This is a genomic window from Oceaniglobus roseus (assembly GCF_002869745.1).
Classification (GTDB): domain Bacteria; phylum Pseudomonadota; class Alphaproteobacteria; order Rhodobacterales; family Rhodobacteraceae; genus Oceaniglobus; species Oceaniglobus roseus.
In genome coordinates this window covers 107517-124064 of sequence record NZ_PNOS01000004.1, presented here as the reverse complement: position 1 = coordinate 124064, position 16548 = coordinate 107517, and the positions used below count along the sequence as shown (strand labels likewise).

The following is a 16548-nucleotide window of genomic DNA, read 5'->3' as shown; positions in this document are numbered from 1 at the left end:
AGAGGGCGAAAATGCCCGATCTCCTTCAGTGCGCCGGCATAACCTCAAGTCTCTTTTTCCGGTCGGCCGGGGGTGAACCGGGGTGGTCCGCTCAGTCGTCGAGGGTGGCCGGGTCGATGTCGCCATCGGCCGCGTCGGCCGCCCTGCGGGTGTAGATCGAGGCGACGAGGCCGATGCCGCGGGCGCCGAGCAGGCGGAAGGTCTCGGCCGAGATGGACATGTTCTCGATCGCGCTGGCCATCTGGAAGGCGCAGATCAGGTGCACGTCGTAGCGCCGCGCCAGGTCCTCCCACACCGCCATGTCGGTCGTCAGCGGATCGAGGAGCTGTCGCACTTGGTGGTCCATGTCCTCGGGAGAGCTGCGGGGCGCGACGAGGGTCCAGCTGCCGGCCTCGATCAGGAGGCGGGCCTTGCCGCAGCAGGGGCCGGGGCGCGCCGGGTCGGTTGCAGCGGATTTCGGCAGGATCAGGCGGCGCGAGACCTCGTGCCCGTCGATCCCCTGCCCCGAGACGCAGAGGCAGACCTTGGCTTCGTTCAGCTGGGTCATGACGACCACCTCCGTGCGCCTGCCACACCCATGAAACACCCGGCGGTGCGCCGGGGTTCCGGGCCCGCGCGACGGCGCGCCGGGATCAGCCGAGCGCGTAGCCCGCACCGCGCACGGTGCGCACGGGATCGCTGCCGCCGTGCTGGCAGAGCGCCTTGCGCAACCGGCCGATGTGGACGTCGACGGTGCGGGTGTCGACATAGATGTCGCGGCCCCAGACCCGGTCCAGAAGCTGCTCCCGGCTCCAGACCCGGCCCGGCTTCTCCATGAAGGTCGAGAGCAAGCGGAACTCGGTCGGCCCCAGCTTCAGCGGCAGGTCGCCGCGGGTCACGCGATGGGTCTCGGCGTCGAGGTGGATGTCGTCGTAATCGAGCTGCTGGCCGACCGCGGCGGGCCGGGTGCGGCGCAGCTGGGCACGGACGCGGGCCATCAGCTCGACCACCGAATAGGGCTTGATGACATAGTCGTCGGCCCCGGTCTCGAGCCCCCGCACCCGGTCCACCTCTTCCGAGCGGGCCGAGAGCATGATGATCGGCATGGCGCGGGTCTCGGGGCGCATCTTCAGGCGGCGGCAGACCTCGATGCCCGAGACGCCGGGCAGCATCCAGTCCAGCACCATGATGTCGGGCGCGTCCTCCTCTACGAGGATCAGCGCCTCGTCGCCGGTCTCGGCGCGGGAGACGGCGAAGCCTTCGGCTTCGAGGTTGTAGGACAGGACTTCGCGCTGGGCCGGCTCGTCCTCGACGACCAGGACCCGGGGAAGATCGGCTGACATCCGCGGGCCCTCACTTCACCGGATTGGAGACGTAGGAGGTGCTGTCGAACTTCTCGCGCGCCTCGTCGGGCATCTCGCCGCGCACGAGGTAGATCACCTGCTCGGCGATCGAGGTGACGTGGTCGCCCATGCGCTCGATGTTCTTGGCGATGAAATGCAGGTGCATGCAGGGGGTGATGTTCCTCGGATCCTCCATCATGTGGGTCAGGAACTCGCGGAACAGGGCGTTGTACATCTGGTCGATCTCGACGTCGCGGCGGCGCACGTCCTCGGCCAGCTCGGCGTCGCGCTGGATGTAGGCGTCGAGCGCGTCGCGCAGCATCTTCTCGACGTCGCGCGCCATGCGCCGGATGCTGGCCGACGAGGATCCGACCGGCGGCACCTCGACCAGCACCGTGGTCCGCTTGGCCAGGTTCTTGGCGTAGTCGCCGCAGCGTTCGAGGTTGTTCGAGATCTTGATGACCGAGAGGATCGTCCTCAGGTCGCTGCCCATGGGCGCGCGCAGGGCGATGATCCGCGCCGCCTCCTCGTTCACGCGGGTCTCGAGGTCGTCGATCGCCTTGTCGCCGTTCCTGACCTTCATGGCCAGCTCGGTGTCCCGCTCGACCAGCGATTGCGCGCTGTCGAGGATCGCGGCCTCGGTCAGGCCGCCCATCTTCATGATCAGCGCGGTGACGCCCTCGATGTCGCGGTCGAAGGCCGAGGCGATGTGTTGGTCCTGCATGTCTTGTCCTCCTACCCGATCCGGCCGGTGATGTAGCTTTCGGTGCGCTTGTCCTTCGGGTTCGTGAAGATCTCGCCGGTCTCGCCGAACTCGACGAGGTGGCCGAGGTGGAAGAAGGCGGTGCGCTGGCTGACGCGGGCGGCCTGCTGCATCGAGTGGGTGACGATGACGACCGAGAAGTTCTGGCGCAGCTCGTCGATCAGCTCTTCCACCTGCGCGGTGGCGATGGGATCGAGCGCCGAGCAGGGTTCGTCCATCAGCAGCACCTCGGGCGCCGTGGCGACGGCGCGGGCGATGCAGAGGCGCTGCTGCTGTCCGCCCGAAAGGCCGGTGCCCGGCGCGCTCAGGCGGTCCTTCACCTCCTTCCAGATGGCGGCGCGCTTCAGCGCGCTTTCCACGATCTCGTCCAGCTCCGCCTTGTTGCGGGCCAGCCCGTGGATGCGCGGGCCGTAGGCGACGTTGTCGTAGATCGACTTCGGGAAGGGGTTCGGCTTCTGGAACACCATGCCGACCTTGGCGCGCAGCTGCACCGGGTCGACCTTGCGGTCGTAGATGTCCTCGTCGTCGATGGTGATCTTGCCCTCGACGCGGCAGCTTTCGATGGTGTCGTTCATCCGGTTGATGCAGCGCAGGAAGGTCGACTTGCCGCAGCCCGAGGGGCCGATGAAGGCCGTCACCATGCGGTCGCGGATGTCGACGTCCACGTCCTTGATGGCGTGGGTGTCGCCGTAGTAGACGTTGACGCCCCTGGCGGAGATCTTGGTTTCGCTCATCGTGGCGTCTCTCTGAATAAGTCTCTGATCGTTCATTGTGACATTCCTTACCAGCGGCGTTCGAAGCGGCGGCGCAGCAGGATCGCGACGGCGTTCATGAACAGCAGGAACACCAGCAGCACGATGATCGCACCCGAGGCGCGCTCGGTGAAGGCCGGATCGGCCCGCTGGGTCCAGTTGTAGACCTGCACCGGCAGCGCGGCCGCCGGATCGAACAGGCCCTCGGGCGGCGCGGCGGGGAAGTCGCGCACGAAGGCCACCATGCCGATCAGGAGCAGCGGCGCGGTCTCGCCAAGCGCCTGGGCAAGGCCGATGATCGTGCCGGTGAGGATGCCGGGCATGGCCAGCGGCAGGACGTGGTGGAACACCGACTGCATCTTCGACGCCCCGACCCCGAGGGCCGCGTCGCGGATCGACGGCGGCACCGCCTTCAGCGAGGCGCGGGTGGCGATGATGATGGTGGGCAGCGTCATCAGCGTCAGCACCAGGCCGCCGACGATGGGCGCCGACTGCGGCAGGCCCGCGAAGTTGATGAAGATGGCAAGGCCGAGGATGCCGAAGACGATGGAGGGCACGGCGGCGAGGTTGGCGATGTTCACCTCGATGATGTCGGTGAACCAGTTCTTCGGCGCGAATTCCTCGAGATAGATCGAGGTGGCGACGCCGATGGGCAGCGACAGCACCAGTACGACCAGCATCATGTAGAGCGAGCCGATGATCGCGACGCCGAGGCCCGCCGCCTCCGGGCGGTTCTCCGACGCGTCGGCCAGCGTCAGGAAGTCCCAGTTGAAGTGGGTCGACAGCAGCCCCGCCGCCTTCAGCTGGTCGGCCAGTTGCAGCTGCTCGGGCGATACGTTGCTGTCGCGCTCGGCCGACTGCATGGTGACGCGGCCCTTGTAGTAGCCGTCGATGCGACCGTTCGCCAGGAACTCGAACTCGACCGTCTGGCCGATCTCCCCGGGGTTGGCGAGGACGTAGCGGCGCAGCTGGGCGGCGGCTTCCTTCGAGATCAGGTCCTCGGCGTCCGACGCGGTGACGCCCTCGATGCCGATCTCGGGGTTCTCGAAGGCGGTCTCGAACGCGGCCTCGATCAGCGGGGCATAGCCGAAGGTCGAGACCTTCGAGATCTCCTCGACATTGCGGTTGCCGTTCTTGTCGAGCACGTCCGGGTCCAGGTAGACGTTCAGCGTGATGAAGGTCTGCCGGAAGGCCGAGGCGCCGTTGTAGAGGATCGAGCTCAGAAGGCCCACCAGCGCGACGACGGCGATGCCGACGGCGATGGCGCCGTAGAGTCGGAAGCGGGTCTCGGCGGCATTCCGGGCCTTGGTTCGGGCGTCCTTGACGAGGAGCGAGCCGTGGTGGGCGCGGGCCGGACGGGGGCCTTCGGCGGTGGCGTCGGTCATTCGTACTGCTCCCGGTACTTGCGCACGATGTAGAGCGCGAGGATGTTCAGCCCCAGCGTGACGACGAAGAGCGACAGGCCAAGGGCGAAGGCGACCAGCGTCTCGGGCGAGGCGAACTCGGTGTCGCCGGTCAGCTGGCTGACGATCTTGACGGTGATCGTCGTCATCGCCTCGAAGGGGTTCAGGCTGAGCTTGGCCGCCGCCCCTGCCCCGAGCACGACGATCATCGTCTCGCCGATGGCGCGGCTGGCGGCCAGAAGCACGGCGCCGACGATGCCGGGCAGTGCGGCCGGCAGGATCACCTGGCGCACGGTTTCCGACTGCGTGGCGCCAAGGCCGTAGGAGCCGTCGCGCATCGCCTGGGGCACGGCGTTGATCACGTCGTCGCTGAGGGACGACACGAACGGGATCAGCATGATCCCCATGACGAGGCCCGCGGTCATCACCGACGAGGACGAGCTGCCGATCCCGAGCGGCGCCGCGAAGTAGTCGCGCAGCAGCGGGCCGACCACGATCAGCGCGAACAGGCCGTAGACGATGGTGGGAATCCCCGCGAGGATCTCGATCGCGGGCTTGGCGAACGCGCGGACCCGGGGACTGGCGTATTCCGAGAGGTACACGGCGGCCAGAAGGCCCACCGGCACCGCGAAGACCAGCGCGACGAAGGAGACATAGAGCGTGCCCCAGAGCAGCGGGACGATCCCGAGGTCCGAGCCGCCGCGGAACTGCGGGTTCCAGGTGAGGCTGAGGAAGAAGTCGGAGGCCGGGTAGAGGCGGAAGAAATGGATCGTCTCGAAGGTCAGCGACAGCACGATGCCGACGGTGGTCAGGATCGCCACCAGCGAGCAGAGCATGAGAAGCGCGAGGATCGCCCGTTCCGAGACGTTGCGCGCGCGGAAGGCGCTGTTGATCCGGCCATAGGCGAAGGCGGCGCCGCCTAGGGCCAGCGCGATCACCACCACGGCCATGGCGATGCTCAGGGTATGGGACAGGTTGCGGTAGGACTTGGCCGCCTCGAACACGGTCTGGTCGACGCTGGAGCCGAGCGCGACGCCCACGTCGGCCAGGCGCTGGCGGATGTCGGTCTCGCCCGCCTGCATGGAGCCGATGTCGGCTTCGCTGACCTGGCCGAGGTCCACGGCGATGTCGAGCCCGGTGGCGATGCGGCGCACGTCCGACATGATCAGCTCGCGCGTGCTGTAGTCGGCGCTCTGGTCGGGGTCGACCATGCCGGTCACGGTGGCGTCGATGTAGAGCGGCTGGAGCAGCAGCCAGAGGATCATCACGAGGAAGGCGGGGACGGCGGCGAAGAGGAACACCGTCTGGCCGTAGTATCCGGGCAGCGAATGGAGCCGCCGCACGTCGCCCTCCGAGGAGGCGACCGCGCGCCGCCGCCCGAGGACGTAGCCGACCGCGGCGATCAGCACGACGACAAGGATGATGAGGCCGACGTTCATGGAGGGCTCCTGCGCACGGAAGATGCGGGCGGCACCTGCTCAGGCGCCGCCCGCGAAGGTCTGGATCAGTTCAGCGTACCCATCGGGGTCTGGTTCTTCACCATTTCCTGGGTCTTGGCCAGTTCCGGGTCGGAGACGAGGCCGTACTCGGCGAGCGGGCCGTTCTTGCCGGCGATCTCGTCCGAGACGAAGAACTCGATGTATTCCTGCAGGCCCGGGATCACGCCGAGGTGCGCGTTCTTGACGTAGAAGAACAGCGGACGCGAGACCGGGTATTCGCCGCTGGCGATCGACTCGGTCGAGGGGGTGATGCCGTCCATGGTGGCGACGCGCAGCTTGTCGGTGTTGTTCTCGTAGAACGACAGGCCGAACACGCCGATGGCGTTCTTGTTGGCGTCGAGACGGGCCAGCGTTTCGGTGTAGTCGCCGTCGATGTCGACCGACACTCCGTCGGTGCGCAGGGTGGTGCAGCCGTCTTCCTTGCCCGCGGCCTTGAAGGCCTCGGCGGCGCCGGAGGCTTCGCAGCCCGCCTCGATCACCTTCTCGTCGAACACTTCACGGGTGCCGTGCTTGGTGCCGGGGATGAAGGCCAGGATCTCCTGGTCGGGCAGGTCGGCGTTGACCTGGTTCCAGTTGGTGTTCGGGTTCGCCACCAGCTCGCCGTCCTTCAGGACTTCGGCGGACAGCGCGTTGAACCAGTCGGCCGGGGTGAAGGCGAATTCGTTGCCGTCGATGTCCGAGGCGAAGACGATGCCGTCATAGCCGATGCGGACTTCCATGATGTCGTTGACGCCGTTGGCCTTGCAGGTGTCGATGTCCGACTGCTTGATCCGGCTCGACGAGTTGGCGATGTCGATGGTGTTCTCGCCCACGCCCTCGCAGAGCTTCTTGCGGCCCGCGCCCGAACCGCCGCCCTCGACGACCGGGGTCGGATAGTCGAAGTTCTCGCCGAAGGCTTCGGCGACGATGGTGGCATAGGGCAGCACGGTGGAGGAACCGGCGATCTGGATCTGGTCGCGCGCGGCGGCGGCGGTCGCGGAGACGGCCGCGATGGCAACCGCGGAAACGGTCAGTTTCGCAAAGGACATGGAAAGCTCCTGAGATTCAGTTTCGGGACGCCAGGTGCGCCCTCGTGCGTCGGCCTAGGGCCCGGATGCTGAGCTTTTGTGACAGCTGTGTAACAGTTTAATGACAACCGGAGATGCCGTGGCGTCTTTCGCGGAAACCCCGGGCGGGATCAGCCCTGCGGCAGCAGAACGCTGAAGGTGCTGCCCTCGCCCGGGCGGCTGGAGATGCGCAGCCGGCCGCGGTGGCGGTTGACGATGTGCTTGACGATGGCCAGCCCAAGCCCCGTCCCCCCCATCTCGCGCGAGCGGTGGGAATCGACGCGGTAGAAGCGTTCGGTGAGCCGCGGGATATGGATCGGGTCGATCCCCTCGCCCTGGTCCGCGACGTCGATCTGCACCGCCGCGCCGCGCATCGACGGTTCGCGCTCGTGCACGATCCCGCGGACCCGGATCGTCTTGCCGCGCCCGCCGTATTTCACCGCGTTCTCGATCAGGTTGGTGAAGACCTGGCGCAGCTGGTCGCCGTCGCCGGGCACCACGGGCAGCGCCTCGCAGCCCTCGATGGTCAGCTCCACGCCGCTTTCCCGCAGCAGGGGCGCGAGCGAGGACTGGACCGAGCGCAGGAGCGCCCCGAGGTCGAGCGTGCCGGTGGGACGCAGACGCTCCTCGCTTTCGACGCGGCTGAGCGACAGCAGGTCCTGTACCAGCCGGTTCATCCGAGTCGCTTCTCGAGTCATGATGCCGAGGAAGCGGTCGCGCGCCACCGGATCGTCCTTGGCCGCGCCGCGCAGCGTCTCGATGAAGCCGATCAGCGCGGTCAGGGGCGTGCGCAGCTCGTGGCTGACGTTGGCGACGAAATCCCGCCGGATCTGCCCGGCCTCCTGCAGCGCCGTCGTGTCCTCGAGGCTGACCAGCACGCCCCGCTGGCCGTTCAACCGGAGGGGCGCCGCACTGGCGAGCCATATCGTCTCGCGGTCGCCATCGCGGGCGGTGAAGGGCGCGCGGGCGGCCTCGGCCCCCCGCGCCACGGTCTCGATCGCGTCGAGAAGCTGCGGCTGGCGCAGCACGGCAACATGATTCTGCCCCGCGAGCGCCGCACCGAACAGCGCCCGTGCGCTGGCGTTGCTCACGGCGATTCGGTCGCCCGGCCCGACGAAGAATGCGGGCGGTTTCAATGCATCGAGCACGTCCTGGAGGTCGGCAGCGTTCATAAGGAGTACGTTCTTCCACGCAATGGCATGATGGAAAAGAGGATTCCCGCCACAATAAGTCGCAGGTTGAGCATATTCCCGCCACATTTGCCGGGCAGCACTGGAAACGCCAAGTTGCGTTCGATTTCCTTGGGCGTTCTGGTAAAGTGTCGTTGCGTATCCCGTGCGGTCAGTCTGACCGGTGCCATTCACCAAATGAACGAGTGCCCATGCCGTACGCCAAATCATACAACACGATCGGCTTCGAGGCCGTAGGAGGTTGCGCGATGCTGGACGAGCCCGTGCTGCTTGTCGGAGACAGGGACGTGCTGGACCTCTGCCGCAGCTACACCGGAAGCACGGTGCCGATGGACGTCGTGCCGGTGGTGGACGTGGATGCCGCGATTTCGGGGGTGGGCCGGAACGGGATCGTCGTCGCGCCCGCGATGATGGGGGCCTACGACTGCTTCGACGTCGCCGCCATCCTGTCCTACCGCGGCTTCCGCGGCCGTTTCCGCGTCATGGCGCAGGATCTGCCGAAGCCGGGCATCCTCCTGGCGGAAGCCCGGCGCAGCTATCCCGATCTCGACTTCGATCTGCTGTCCGCCGACGAGCTGCGTCAGGTGACGCAGCACTGAGGCGCGCTCAGGCGCGTTGCGAGGCGGCGATGGCCGCCTCGAACTCCTGCGCCAGCAGCTCCACCGGCTCGACCCCCACCGAGACACGGAAGACCCCTTCGCCCAGCCCGAGGGCCGCGCGCCGCTCGGGCGTCAGCGCGCGGTGGGACGAGGTGGCGGGATGGCTCAGCGTCGTGCCGATGTCGCCGAGGGTCGGGGCGAAGGCGATGTTCTGCGCCGCCTGCACCAGCGCGTTGGTCTGCGCCCGGCCGCCCTCGATCTCGAACGTCACCATGGCCCCGCCCCGCCCGTTCAGCAGCGACACCGCGCGGTTGTGGTCGGGATGGTCGTTCCTCAGAGGATAGAGAACGCGCTTGACCCCCGGCAGCCCGGCGATGTGGTCGGCGAGGGCCGCCGCGTTCTGCTCGGCCCGGTCGTAGCGGAGTTCGAAGGAGTAGAGACCGCGCTCGGCCAGCCAGCAGTCGAAGGGGCTGGGGGTGAGGCCGAGGGTGACGGAGGTGCCCAGCATCTGCTCGCGCACCGCGGGATCCTTCGCGGCGACATAGCCGAGGGTCACGTCGGAATGGCCGGCCAGCAGCTTCGTCACCGAGTGGATGACGATGTCGGCCCCATGCTCGAACGGGCGCACGCCGCGGGGCGTGGTGAAGGTGTTGTCGACGGCCAGCAGGATGCCGCGGGCGTTGGCGATCTTCGCGATCCCGTCCAGATCGGCGACGCGCAGGGTCGGGTTGCTGACGACCTCGATCAGGATCATCCTCGTCTCGGGGCGGATCGCCGCCTCGATCGCGGCGGCGTCGGTGGGATCGGCCAGCGTCGTCTCGACCCCGAAGCGGGGCAGTTCGGTGCCCATCATCCGCATCGAGCGACCGTAGAGCTGGTCGCCGCCCACGACATGATCCCCCGCCTTCAGCACTCCCAGCATCGCCGCGGTGACCGCCGCCATGCCGGAGCCGAGGATGAAGCCGCCCTTGGCCCCTTCCAGCGCGTCGATCTTCGTCGCCAGCACGTCGGCGTTGGGATGCCCCTCGCGCGCGTAGGTATAGCCCTTCGCGCGCCCCTCGTACTGGTCGTCCAGCGCATCCGGCGAGGCCGAGGCATAGACCACCGAGGGTTGCAGCGGGGTCACGACGGCGCGGCTGGAGCTGGCGGGCCAGGGGGTGCGGCGGACGAGGGTCTTGGGCGTGTCGGACATGGAGGCTCCGGATCTCAGAGAGGTTTCAGCCCGGCGGCGAAGCGGCGGGCGTTTGCCTGATACCCTTGGGCCGAAGCGAGCAGCCCTGCAATGGCCTTTTCGTCGAGTTGCCGAACGACCTTGCCGGGGCTGCCCATGACGAGCGAGCCGTCGGGGATCTCCTTGCGCTCGGTGACCAGGGCCCCTGCCCCGATCAGGCAGTTCCTGCCGATCACGGCACCGTTCAGCACCGTCGCGCCCATGCCGATCAGGCTGCCCTCGCCGATGGTGCAGCCGTGCAGCATCGCCTTGTGGCCGATGGTGCAGTTCGCCCCGACGGTCAGGGGAAAGCCCATGTCGGTGTGCAGAACGCAGTTCTCCTGGATGTTGCTGCCCTCGCCCACCTCGATCCATTCGTTGTCGCCGCGCAGCGTGGCGCAGAACCAGACTGAGCTGGCGCCCAGCATCCGCACCCTGCCGATGACGTTCGCATCGGGCGCGATCCAGGCCGAGGGGTCGATTTCCGGCGACTGGCCGTCGAGCGTGTAGAGGGTCATGGCAGCTCCTCGAATTCCATTTGCAGGGCACGGACGTGGTTGACGAGATCGGGCTGCTGGCTCCGGCGCAGCCGTTCGGCCGAGATGATCGTCCTCAGCCGCGCCTCGGTCTCGCCCAGGTCCTCGTTCACCAGGACATAGTCGTAACCGTCCCAGTGGCTGATCTCGTCCCAGGACTTGCGCATCCGCGAAGCGATCACCTCGTCGCTGTCCTGGTCGCGGGCGCGCAGGCGGCGCTCCAGCTCCTTGATCGAGGGCGGGAGGATGAAGATCGCCAGCGTGTGCAGCCCCAGGGCCGAGTTGCGGATCTGCTGGCCGCCCTGCCAGTCGATGTCGAACAGCACGTCGCGTCCCGCATGGATCGCGCTTTCGACCGGTGCCGAGGGCGAGCCGTAGTAGTTGCCGAAGACCGCGGCGTGTTCCAGCATCTCGCCGTTCGTGACCATCGCCTTGAACCGCGCCTCGTCGACGAAATAGTATTCGCGCCCGTCCACCTCGCCCGGGCGCGGCGCCCGCGTCGTGGCCGAGACGGAGAAGCGCAGCCCTCGGTCCCAGGCCATCAGGCGGCGGGCCAGCGTCGACTTGCCGGCCCCGGAGGGGGACGAGAGGATGATGAGAAGTCCGCGCCGCGCCAAGGGGTTACTCCACGTTCTGAACCTGTTCGCGCAGCTGGTCGATGGTGGTCTTCAGCTCCAGACCCACCCGCGTCAGCGGCGCGTGCTGCGATTTGGCGCAAAGCGTGTTCGCCTCGCGCATGAATTCCTGGGTCAGGAAGTCGAGCTTGCGGCCCACCGGCCCCTCTTCGGCGAGCAGCGCGCGGGCTGCCTCGACATGGGCGGTCAGGCGGTCGATCTCCTCGGTGATGTCGGACTTGACCGCGATCAGCGCCAGCTCCTGCGCCACGCGGTCGGGATCGGCGCCTTCGGTGTTGTCCATCACCTTCGCCAGCTGGTCGCGCAGGGCCGCGGCCATCTGCGCCTGGCGCGCGTCGCAGAGGCCCCGCGCCTCGGCCGTCAGCGCGGCGATGCGGTCCACCTGCCCCATCAGGACCGCCGCCAGCGCGTTGCCCTCGGCCGCGCGCATGGCGTTGAAGCCGTCGAGCAGCGCGGGCAGCCCGTCCAGCAGCGCCGCGCGCAGGGGGGCGGTGTCCGCCGTTTCGGCCGCGCGGGTCTCCAGCACACCGCGCTGGGAGAGGATGTCGGTGGCGCTGGGGGCGACGATGCTGACGCCGCGCGCCATCGCGGCGTTCTCGATCTCGGCCACCTGGTCCAGCACCCGCTCCAGCGCCGCCGGGTTGATCTGCCCCTCGACGGCCTCGGTGCTGCGCAGGACACGGCAGTTCAGCGTGACGTTGCCCCGGGCGATGGCGGACTGCAGCGCCGGGCGCAGCGCCGTCTCCAGTCCCTCGATCCACTCGGGCACCCTCAGGCGCAGCTCGAGCCCGCGCCCGTTCACCGACCGCAGGTCCCAGGTCCAGCTCCAGTCCTGGAAGGCCCCGGTGGCTGCGGCGAAGCCGGTCATCGAATGGCGCATGGTGTTAACCTTTCAGCCAGATTGCGACGGATTGTCGGCTTCATCAATGCTACACCCTCATTGGGGAATACGGGTGCGGCAGCGGTACCAGACCGGCGGACGGGAGACAACGCCGCCGGGCGCCCTGCCGAGGAGCGGAAGATGACGCAGGACGAACACGCATCGGGGCGGGTCGTGCCGCTGCATGGCGGCGCGCTGGCGCTGGCGGATTGCTTCGGGACCCTGCGCGCGTATTGGCAGGGGCTGTGCCGGGGCCGGATCATGCCGCTCCGGGCCGAGGTCGATCCCCGCGGCATCGCCGACGTGCTGGACCGCACCTTCCTGCTGGAGCGGGTGGCGCCCGGCGTCGCGCGGTTCCGCCTTGCCGGGATGCACGTCGCCGACCTGATGGGGATGGAGGTGCGGGGGATGCCGGTCAGCTGCTTCATGCTTCCCGAGGCGCGCGCCGCCTTCGCCGAGGCCGTGGAAGCGGTGTTCGAGGCCCCGGCCGAGGTCGACCTGTGGCTGTCGGGCCCGCCGCGGCTGGTCGGCGCGGCGAGCGTCGCGCGGATGCTGCTGCTGCCGCTTCGGGATCACGAGGGCGAGGTGACGCGCGCCGTGGGCTGCCTGTCGGCGACCGGACTGCGGGGCACGCCGCCACACCGCTTCCGCATCACCGCCGACAACCGCCGCGGCCTGACGGGATACGCGCATCTGGCGCAGACGCCGCTCCCCGCGCCCCGCCGCCCCGAGCTGACGCTGGTGCCGCGGGGCGACTGAGCCCCGCGGCACGGTCGGAAGCCGGGGTCAGCTGGCCGCGGCCTGGCGCGACGCCTGGCGGCCGCTCAGCTCTTCGGCGACGAGGAAGGCCAGCTCCAGCGCCTGCGAGGCGTTGAGCCGCGGATCGCAGGCGGTGTGGTAGCGGTCCGAGAGGTCCTCGTCGGCGACGGCGCGGACGCCGCCTGTGCACTCGGTCACGTCGCGGCCCGTCATCTCGAAGTGCACGCCGCCGGGGATCGTGCCCTCGGCGTTGTGGACGGCGAAGAACTCCTGCACCTCGCGCAGCACCGATTCGAACGGCCGGGTCTTGTAGCCCGAGGCCGACTTGATCGTGTTGCCGTGCATCGGGTCGCAGGACCACACGACGTTGGCCCCCTCCTCCTGCACGGCGCGGATCAGCTTCGGCAGGTGGTCGCCCACCTTGCCCGCACCGAAGCGCGCGATCAGCGTCAGCCGCCCGGCCTCGTTCTTGGGGTTCAGGGTCGCCATCAGCTTCTTCAGGTCGCCCGTGGTCATCGAGGGGCCGCATTTCAGGCCGATCGGGTTGATGACGCCCTTGCAGAACTCGACATGGGCGCCCTCGGGCTGGCGGGTGCGGTCGCCGATCCAGATCAGGTGGCCCGAGGTGTCGACCTGCTGCCCGGTGAGCGAGTCGGTGCGGGTCAGCGCCTCTTCGTACTCCAGCAGCAGCGCCTCGTGGGAGGTGTAGAAGTCCACCGTCGCCAGCTCGTGGTTCGTCTCCGAGGTCAGCCCGGCCGCGGTCATGAAGTCGAGCGCATCCTGGATGCGGTTCGCCATGTCGCGGTACTTCTCCGCTTCCTCGCTGTCGGTGAAGCCGAGGGTCCAGGCGTGGACGCGGTGAATGTCGGCGAAACCGCCCTTCGAGAAGGCGCGCAGCAGGTTCAGCGTGGCCGCGGCCTGGGAATAGGCCTCGATCATACGGTTCGGATCGGGGATCCGCGCCTCGGCCGTGAAGTCGAAGCCGTTGATGATGTCGCCGCGGTAGCTCGGCAGCTCGACGCCGCCCACCGTCTCGGTCGGGGCGCTGCGCGGCTTGGCGAACTGGCCGGCCATGCGGCCGACCTTCACCGTCGGCACCTTGGCGCCGAAGGTCAGGACCATCGCCATCTGGAGCATCACCTTGAAGGTGTCGCGGATGTTGTCGCCGCTGAACTCGGCGAAGCTTTCGGCGCAGTCGCCGCCCTGGAGCAGGAACGCCTCCCCGCGGGAAACGGCGGCCAGCTCCTTCCTGAGCGTGCGCGCCTCGCCCGCGAAGACCAGAGGCGGAAACTTCGCCAGCCGCGCCTCGGCCTTCTTCAGCGCCTCGGCGTCGGTATACTCCGGCATCTGGACCCGCGGTTTGCTGCGCCAGTCGGTTTTTTGCCAGGGTGTCATGGTCTCGCTCCGTCAGAAAAGGGCGATGCGGGCGTGCGGCCCGGATCGGCGCGTTGTATAACGGTGGAAGGGCCCGGGGCCAACTGCAAATGGCGTGATCCCGCGGCTTGCCGGCAGCGATACCCCGAACGCGACATTTGCCGTCGCCCCCAGACGGCCGCTTGATCCCCGCCCGCAAACCTGCTTCGCTCCGGATGAAACGATCGGATGCCCCATGGAAGCGAATTTCTACAGCGTCGACGTGGACGTTCAGGGCCGCAAGCCCCGTCACTTCGTCTTCGTCCTTCTCGAAAACTTCACCCTGCTGTCCTTCGCGGCCAGCCTGGATTCGCTCAGGATCGCCAACCGGCTGTCGAGAAAGACGCTCTATACCTGGAGCCTGATCGGGGACGGCGGCGAGGAGGTCAGCTGTTCGGCGGGCACCAGGTTCAGGCTCGACGGCGATCTGGACGAGCTGAACCGCGAGGACACGGTGCTGGTCTGCGGCGGCATCGACGTGGCGCAGGCGACGTCGAAACGGCTTCTGAACTGGCTCCGGCGCGAGGCGCGGCGCGGCGTGACCATGGGCGGGCTCTGCACCGCGGGCTATTCGCTGGCCAAGGCCGGGCTTCTGGACGGCAAGCGCGCCACGATCCACTGGGAGAACCAGGACAGCTTCGCCGAGGAGTTCGAGGAGGTGGACCTGACGAAATCCGTCTTCGTGATCGACGGCAACCGCTACACCACCGCCGGGGGCACATCGTCCATCGACCTGATGCTGAAGCTGATCGGGGACCACCACGGCGAAACGCTGGCCAGCGCGGTGGCCGACCAGCTGATCTATTCCTCGATCCGCACCGACCAGGACACGCAGCGCCTGTCCACCCCTACCCGGATCGGCGTCCGGCACCCGAAGCTCAGCCAGGTGATCCAGATGATGGAGAACCACATCGAGGATCCGATCAGCCCCGCCACCCTCGCCCGCGACGTCGGCATGAGCACGCGCCAGCTGGAACGGCTGTTCCGCCGCTACCTGAACCGCTCGCCCAAGCGGTACTACATGGAACTGAGGCTCCAGAAGGCGCGCAACCTGTTGATGCAGACGGACATGAGCGTGATAAACGTCGCCCTTGCCTGCGGTTTCGCCAGCCCCTCGCATTTCTCGAAATGCTACCGCTCGCACTACGACACGACACCCTATCGCGAGCGGGGCGTGCATGTCGCGCGGCTTTCCATCTGAGGCTGAACTGCCGCTACGGCCGCCAGCGTATTGTCTTTTCTTTCCAAATCCGCCGCTTTAGCATCCGGCGCAGGACAATGTTCCGCAACAGGGAGAATGACATGAGAAAGCTGCTTCTTGCCACGACCGCATCGGCCATGGCGATGATCGGCACCGCGCAGGCCGAGGACATCAAGCTCGGGGTCCTGCTGGGCTTCACCGGACCGCTCGAGACGATCACGCCGACCATGGGCGCCGCGGCCGAAATGGCGATCAAGGAAGTGTCGGACTCGGGCCAGCTGCTGGACGGCTCCACCGTCGAGGCGGTGCGCGGCGACAGCACCTGCATCGACGCCGGCGCCGCGACGGCCGCGGCCGAGCGCCTGGTGACCTCCGACAAGGTGGCCGCGATCGTCGGCGCCGACTGCTCGGGCGTGACCGGCGCCGTGCTGCAGAACGTGGCGCGGCCGAACGGCATCGTCATGGTCTCGCCCTCGGCCACCTCGCCCGGCCTGACCACTGCCGAATCCGACGACCTGTTCTACCGCACCGCGCCCTCCGACGCCCGCCAGGGCCAAGTGATGGCCGAGGTGATCAAGAACCGCGGCATCAACTCGGTCGCACTGACCTACACCAACAACGATTACGGCAAGGGCCTGGCCGATGCCTTCCAGGCGGCGTTCGAGGAGATGGGCGGCGAGGTCACCATCTCGGCCGCGCACGAGGACGGCAAGGCCGACTACTCGGCCGAAGTCGGCGCGCTGGCCTCGGCCGGGGGCGAGATCCTGGTCGTGGCGGGCTATGTCGACCAGGGCGGCAAGGGCGTGATCCAGGCCGCCGTCGACAGCGGCGCCTTCGACGTCTTCTACCTGCCCGACGGCATGTACGGCGAATCGCTGCTGCAGGCGCTCGGCGATTCGATGGACGGCAGCTTCGGCGACGTCCCGGGCATCGACAACGAGGGGTCGCAGAAGTTCCTCGAGATGGCGAAGGCCGCGGGCATCGACGGCACCTCGTCCTTCGCGCCGGAATCCTACGACGCGGCGGCGCTGATCCTGCTGGCGATGCAGGCGGCGAAGTCCTCGAACTCGGCCGACTTCAAGGGCAAGATCCTCGAGGTCGCCAACGGCCCCGGCGAGAAGATCCTGCCGGGCGAGCTGGCCAAGGGGCTGGAACTGCTGAAGAACGGCACCGCGATCGACTATGACGGCGCCACCGCCGTCGACCTCGTGAACGGCCGCGAGAGCAAGGGCAACTACCGGATCTACAACATCGAGGGCGGCAAGGCCGTCACCGACGGCTACATGTGATCCCGACAGGCGGTCCGGCATTGGCCGGGCCGCCTTCTGCCTTTCCCGAAC

17 protein-coding genes are annotated in these 16548 nt (G+C 68.1%); 4 read left to right on the top strand and 13 right to left on the bottom strand.

Going from position 1 to position 16548, the window contains the following annotated elements:
- Window positions 1-91 precede the first annotated feature (91 nt).
- The 8 genes from A7B20_RS03805 to A7B20_RS03770 form a co-directional block, all read right to left on the bottom strand.
- On the bottom strand, window positions 92-547 hold the full coding sequence (locus A7B20_RS03805) for a DUF4279 domain-containing protein (RefSeq protein ID WP_102107222.1): 456 nt from the start codon (window positions 545-547) through the stop codon (window positions 92-94).
- Window positions 548-632: 85 nt separating this feature from the next.
- The gene (gene phoB / locus A7B20_RS03800; RefSeq protein ID WP_102107221.1) at window positions 633-1322 is read right to left on the bottom strand and encodes a phosphate regulon transcriptional regulator PhoB; all 690 of its coding nucleotides are present in this window, start codon (window positions 1320-1322) and stop codon (window positions 633-635) included.
- A gap of 10 nt (window positions 1323-1332) precedes the next feature.
- Window positions 1333-2046 carry a phosphate signaling complex protein PhoU gene (phoU, locus tag A7B20_RS03795; RefSeq protein WP_102107220.1) on the bottom strand — a complete coding sequence of 238 codons (714 nt, stop codon included), beginning with the start codon at window positions 2044-2046 and terminating at the stop codon, window positions 1333-1335.
- 11 nt (window positions 2047-2057) lie between these two features.
- Window positions 2058-2855 carry a phosphate ABC transporter ATP-binding protein PstB gene (gene pstB / locus A7B20_RS03790; RefSeq protein ID WP_102107219.1) on the bottom strand — a complete coding sequence of 266 codons (798 nt, stop codon included), beginning with the start codon at window positions 2853-2855 and terminating at the stop codon, window positions 2058-2060.
- A gap of 11 nt (window positions 2856-2866) precedes the next feature.
- Window positions 2867-4222 (bottom strand): phosphate ABC transporter permease PstA, encoded by a 1356-nt coding sequence (gene pstA, locus A7B20_RS03785; RefSeq protein ID WP_102107218.1) that lies wholly within the window; start codon window positions 4220-4222, stop codon window positions 2867-2869.
- Entirely contained in the window at window positions 4219-5679 is a 1461-nt protein-coding gene (gene pstC / locus A7B20_RS03780) for a phosphate ABC transporter permease subunit PstC (protein WP_102107217.1), read from the bottom strand. Before pstC ends, pstA begins: the two co-directional genes overlap by 4 nt.
- Window positions 5680-5744: 65 nt before the next feature.
- Window positions 5745-6767, bottom strand: a complete 1023-nt coding sequence (locus A7B20_RS03775; RefSeq protein ID WP_102107216.1) for a substrate-binding domain-containing protein — start codon at window positions 6765-6767, stop codon at window positions 5745-5747.
- Between the two features lie 149 nt (window positions 6768-6916).
- A complete protein-coding gene (locus A7B20_RS03770; protein ID WP_102107215.1) occupies window positions 6917-7957 on the bottom strand; it encodes a sensor histidine kinase in 1041 nt (346 codons plus the stop codon).
- A 266-nt stretch (window positions 7958-8223) separates the two neighbouring features.
- On the opposite strand from A7B20_RS03770, the gene A7B20_RS03765 reads away from it, so the two are divergent.
- A complete protein-coding gene (locus tag A7B20_RS03765) occupies window positions 8224-8574 on the top strand; it encodes a hypothetical protein (protein WP_172960956.1) in 351 nt (116 codons plus the stop codon).
- Window positions 8575-8581: 7 nt separating this feature from the next.
- Here the strand turns inward: A7B20_RS03765 and A7B20_RS03760 are convergent, their stop codons facing one another.
- Genes A7B20_RS03760 through A7B20_RS03745 form a run of 4 tightly spaced genes read right to left on the bottom strand, consistent with a single transcriptional unit; the run spans window position 8582 to window position 11835 of the window.
- The gene (locus tag A7B20_RS03760) at window positions 8582-9766 is read right to left on the bottom strand and encodes a trans-sulfuration enzyme family protein (protein ID WP_102107213.1); all 1185 of its coding nucleotides are present in this window, start codon (window positions 9764-9766) and stop codon (window positions 8582-8584) included.
- A 14-nt stretch (window positions 9767-9780) separates the two neighbouring features.
- Window positions 9781-10302 (bottom strand): gamma carbonic anhydrase family protein, encoded by a 522-nt coding sequence (locus A7B20_RS03755; RefSeq protein WP_102107212.1) that lies wholly within the window; start codon window positions 10300-10302, stop codon window positions 9781-9783.
- The gene (gmk, locus tag A7B20_RS03750; RefSeq protein ID WP_102107211.1) at window positions 10299-10937 is read right to left on the bottom strand and encodes a guanylate kinase; all 639 of its coding nucleotides are present in this window, start codon (window positions 10935-10937) and stop codon (window positions 10299-10301) included. The genes A7B20_RS03755 and gmk overlap by 4 nt, the downstream gene beginning before the upstream one ends.
- 4 nt (window positions 10938-10941) lie before the next feature.
- Window positions 10942-11835, bottom strand: coding sequence for a YicC/YloC family endoribonuclease (locus A7B20_RS03745; RefSeq protein WP_102107210.1), 894 nt, complete (start codon window positions 11833-11835; stop codon window positions 10942-10944).
- A 141-nt stretch (window positions 11836-11976) separates the two neighbouring features.
- Here A7B20_RS03745 and A7B20_RS03740 point away from each other — a divergent pair, with 141 nt between their 5' ends.
- Window positions 11977-12594 (top strand): PAS domain-containing protein, encoded by a 618-nt coding sequence (locus A7B20_RS03740; protein WP_157937593.1) that lies wholly within the window; start codon window positions 11977-11979, stop codon window positions 12592-12594.
- A gap of 27 nt (window positions 12595-12621) precedes the next feature.
- Here A7B20_RS03740 and A7B20_RS03735 read toward each other — a convergent pair whose 3' ends face one another.
- A complete protein-coding gene (locus A7B20_RS03735; RefSeq protein WP_102107209.1) occupies window positions 12622-13989 on the bottom strand; it encodes a class II 3-deoxy-7-phosphoheptulonate synthase in 1368 nt (455 codons plus the stop codon).
- A gap of 214 nt (window positions 13990-14203) precedes the next feature.
- Here A7B20_RS03735 and A7B20_RS03730 point away from each other — a divergent pair, with 214 nt between their 5' ends.
- Complete coding sequence (locus A7B20_RS03730) at window positions 14204-15208, top strand: GlxA family transcriptional regulator (protein WP_102107208.1); 1005 nt, start codon at window positions 14204-14206, stop codon at window positions 15206-15208.
- A gap of 101 nt (window positions 15209-15309) precedes the next feature.
- Entirely contained in the window at window positions 15310-16497 is a 1188-nt protein-coding gene (locus tag A7B20_RS03725; protein WP_102107247.1) for an ABC transporter substrate-binding protein, read from the top strand.
- Window positions 16498-16548: the final 51 nt, after the last annotated feature.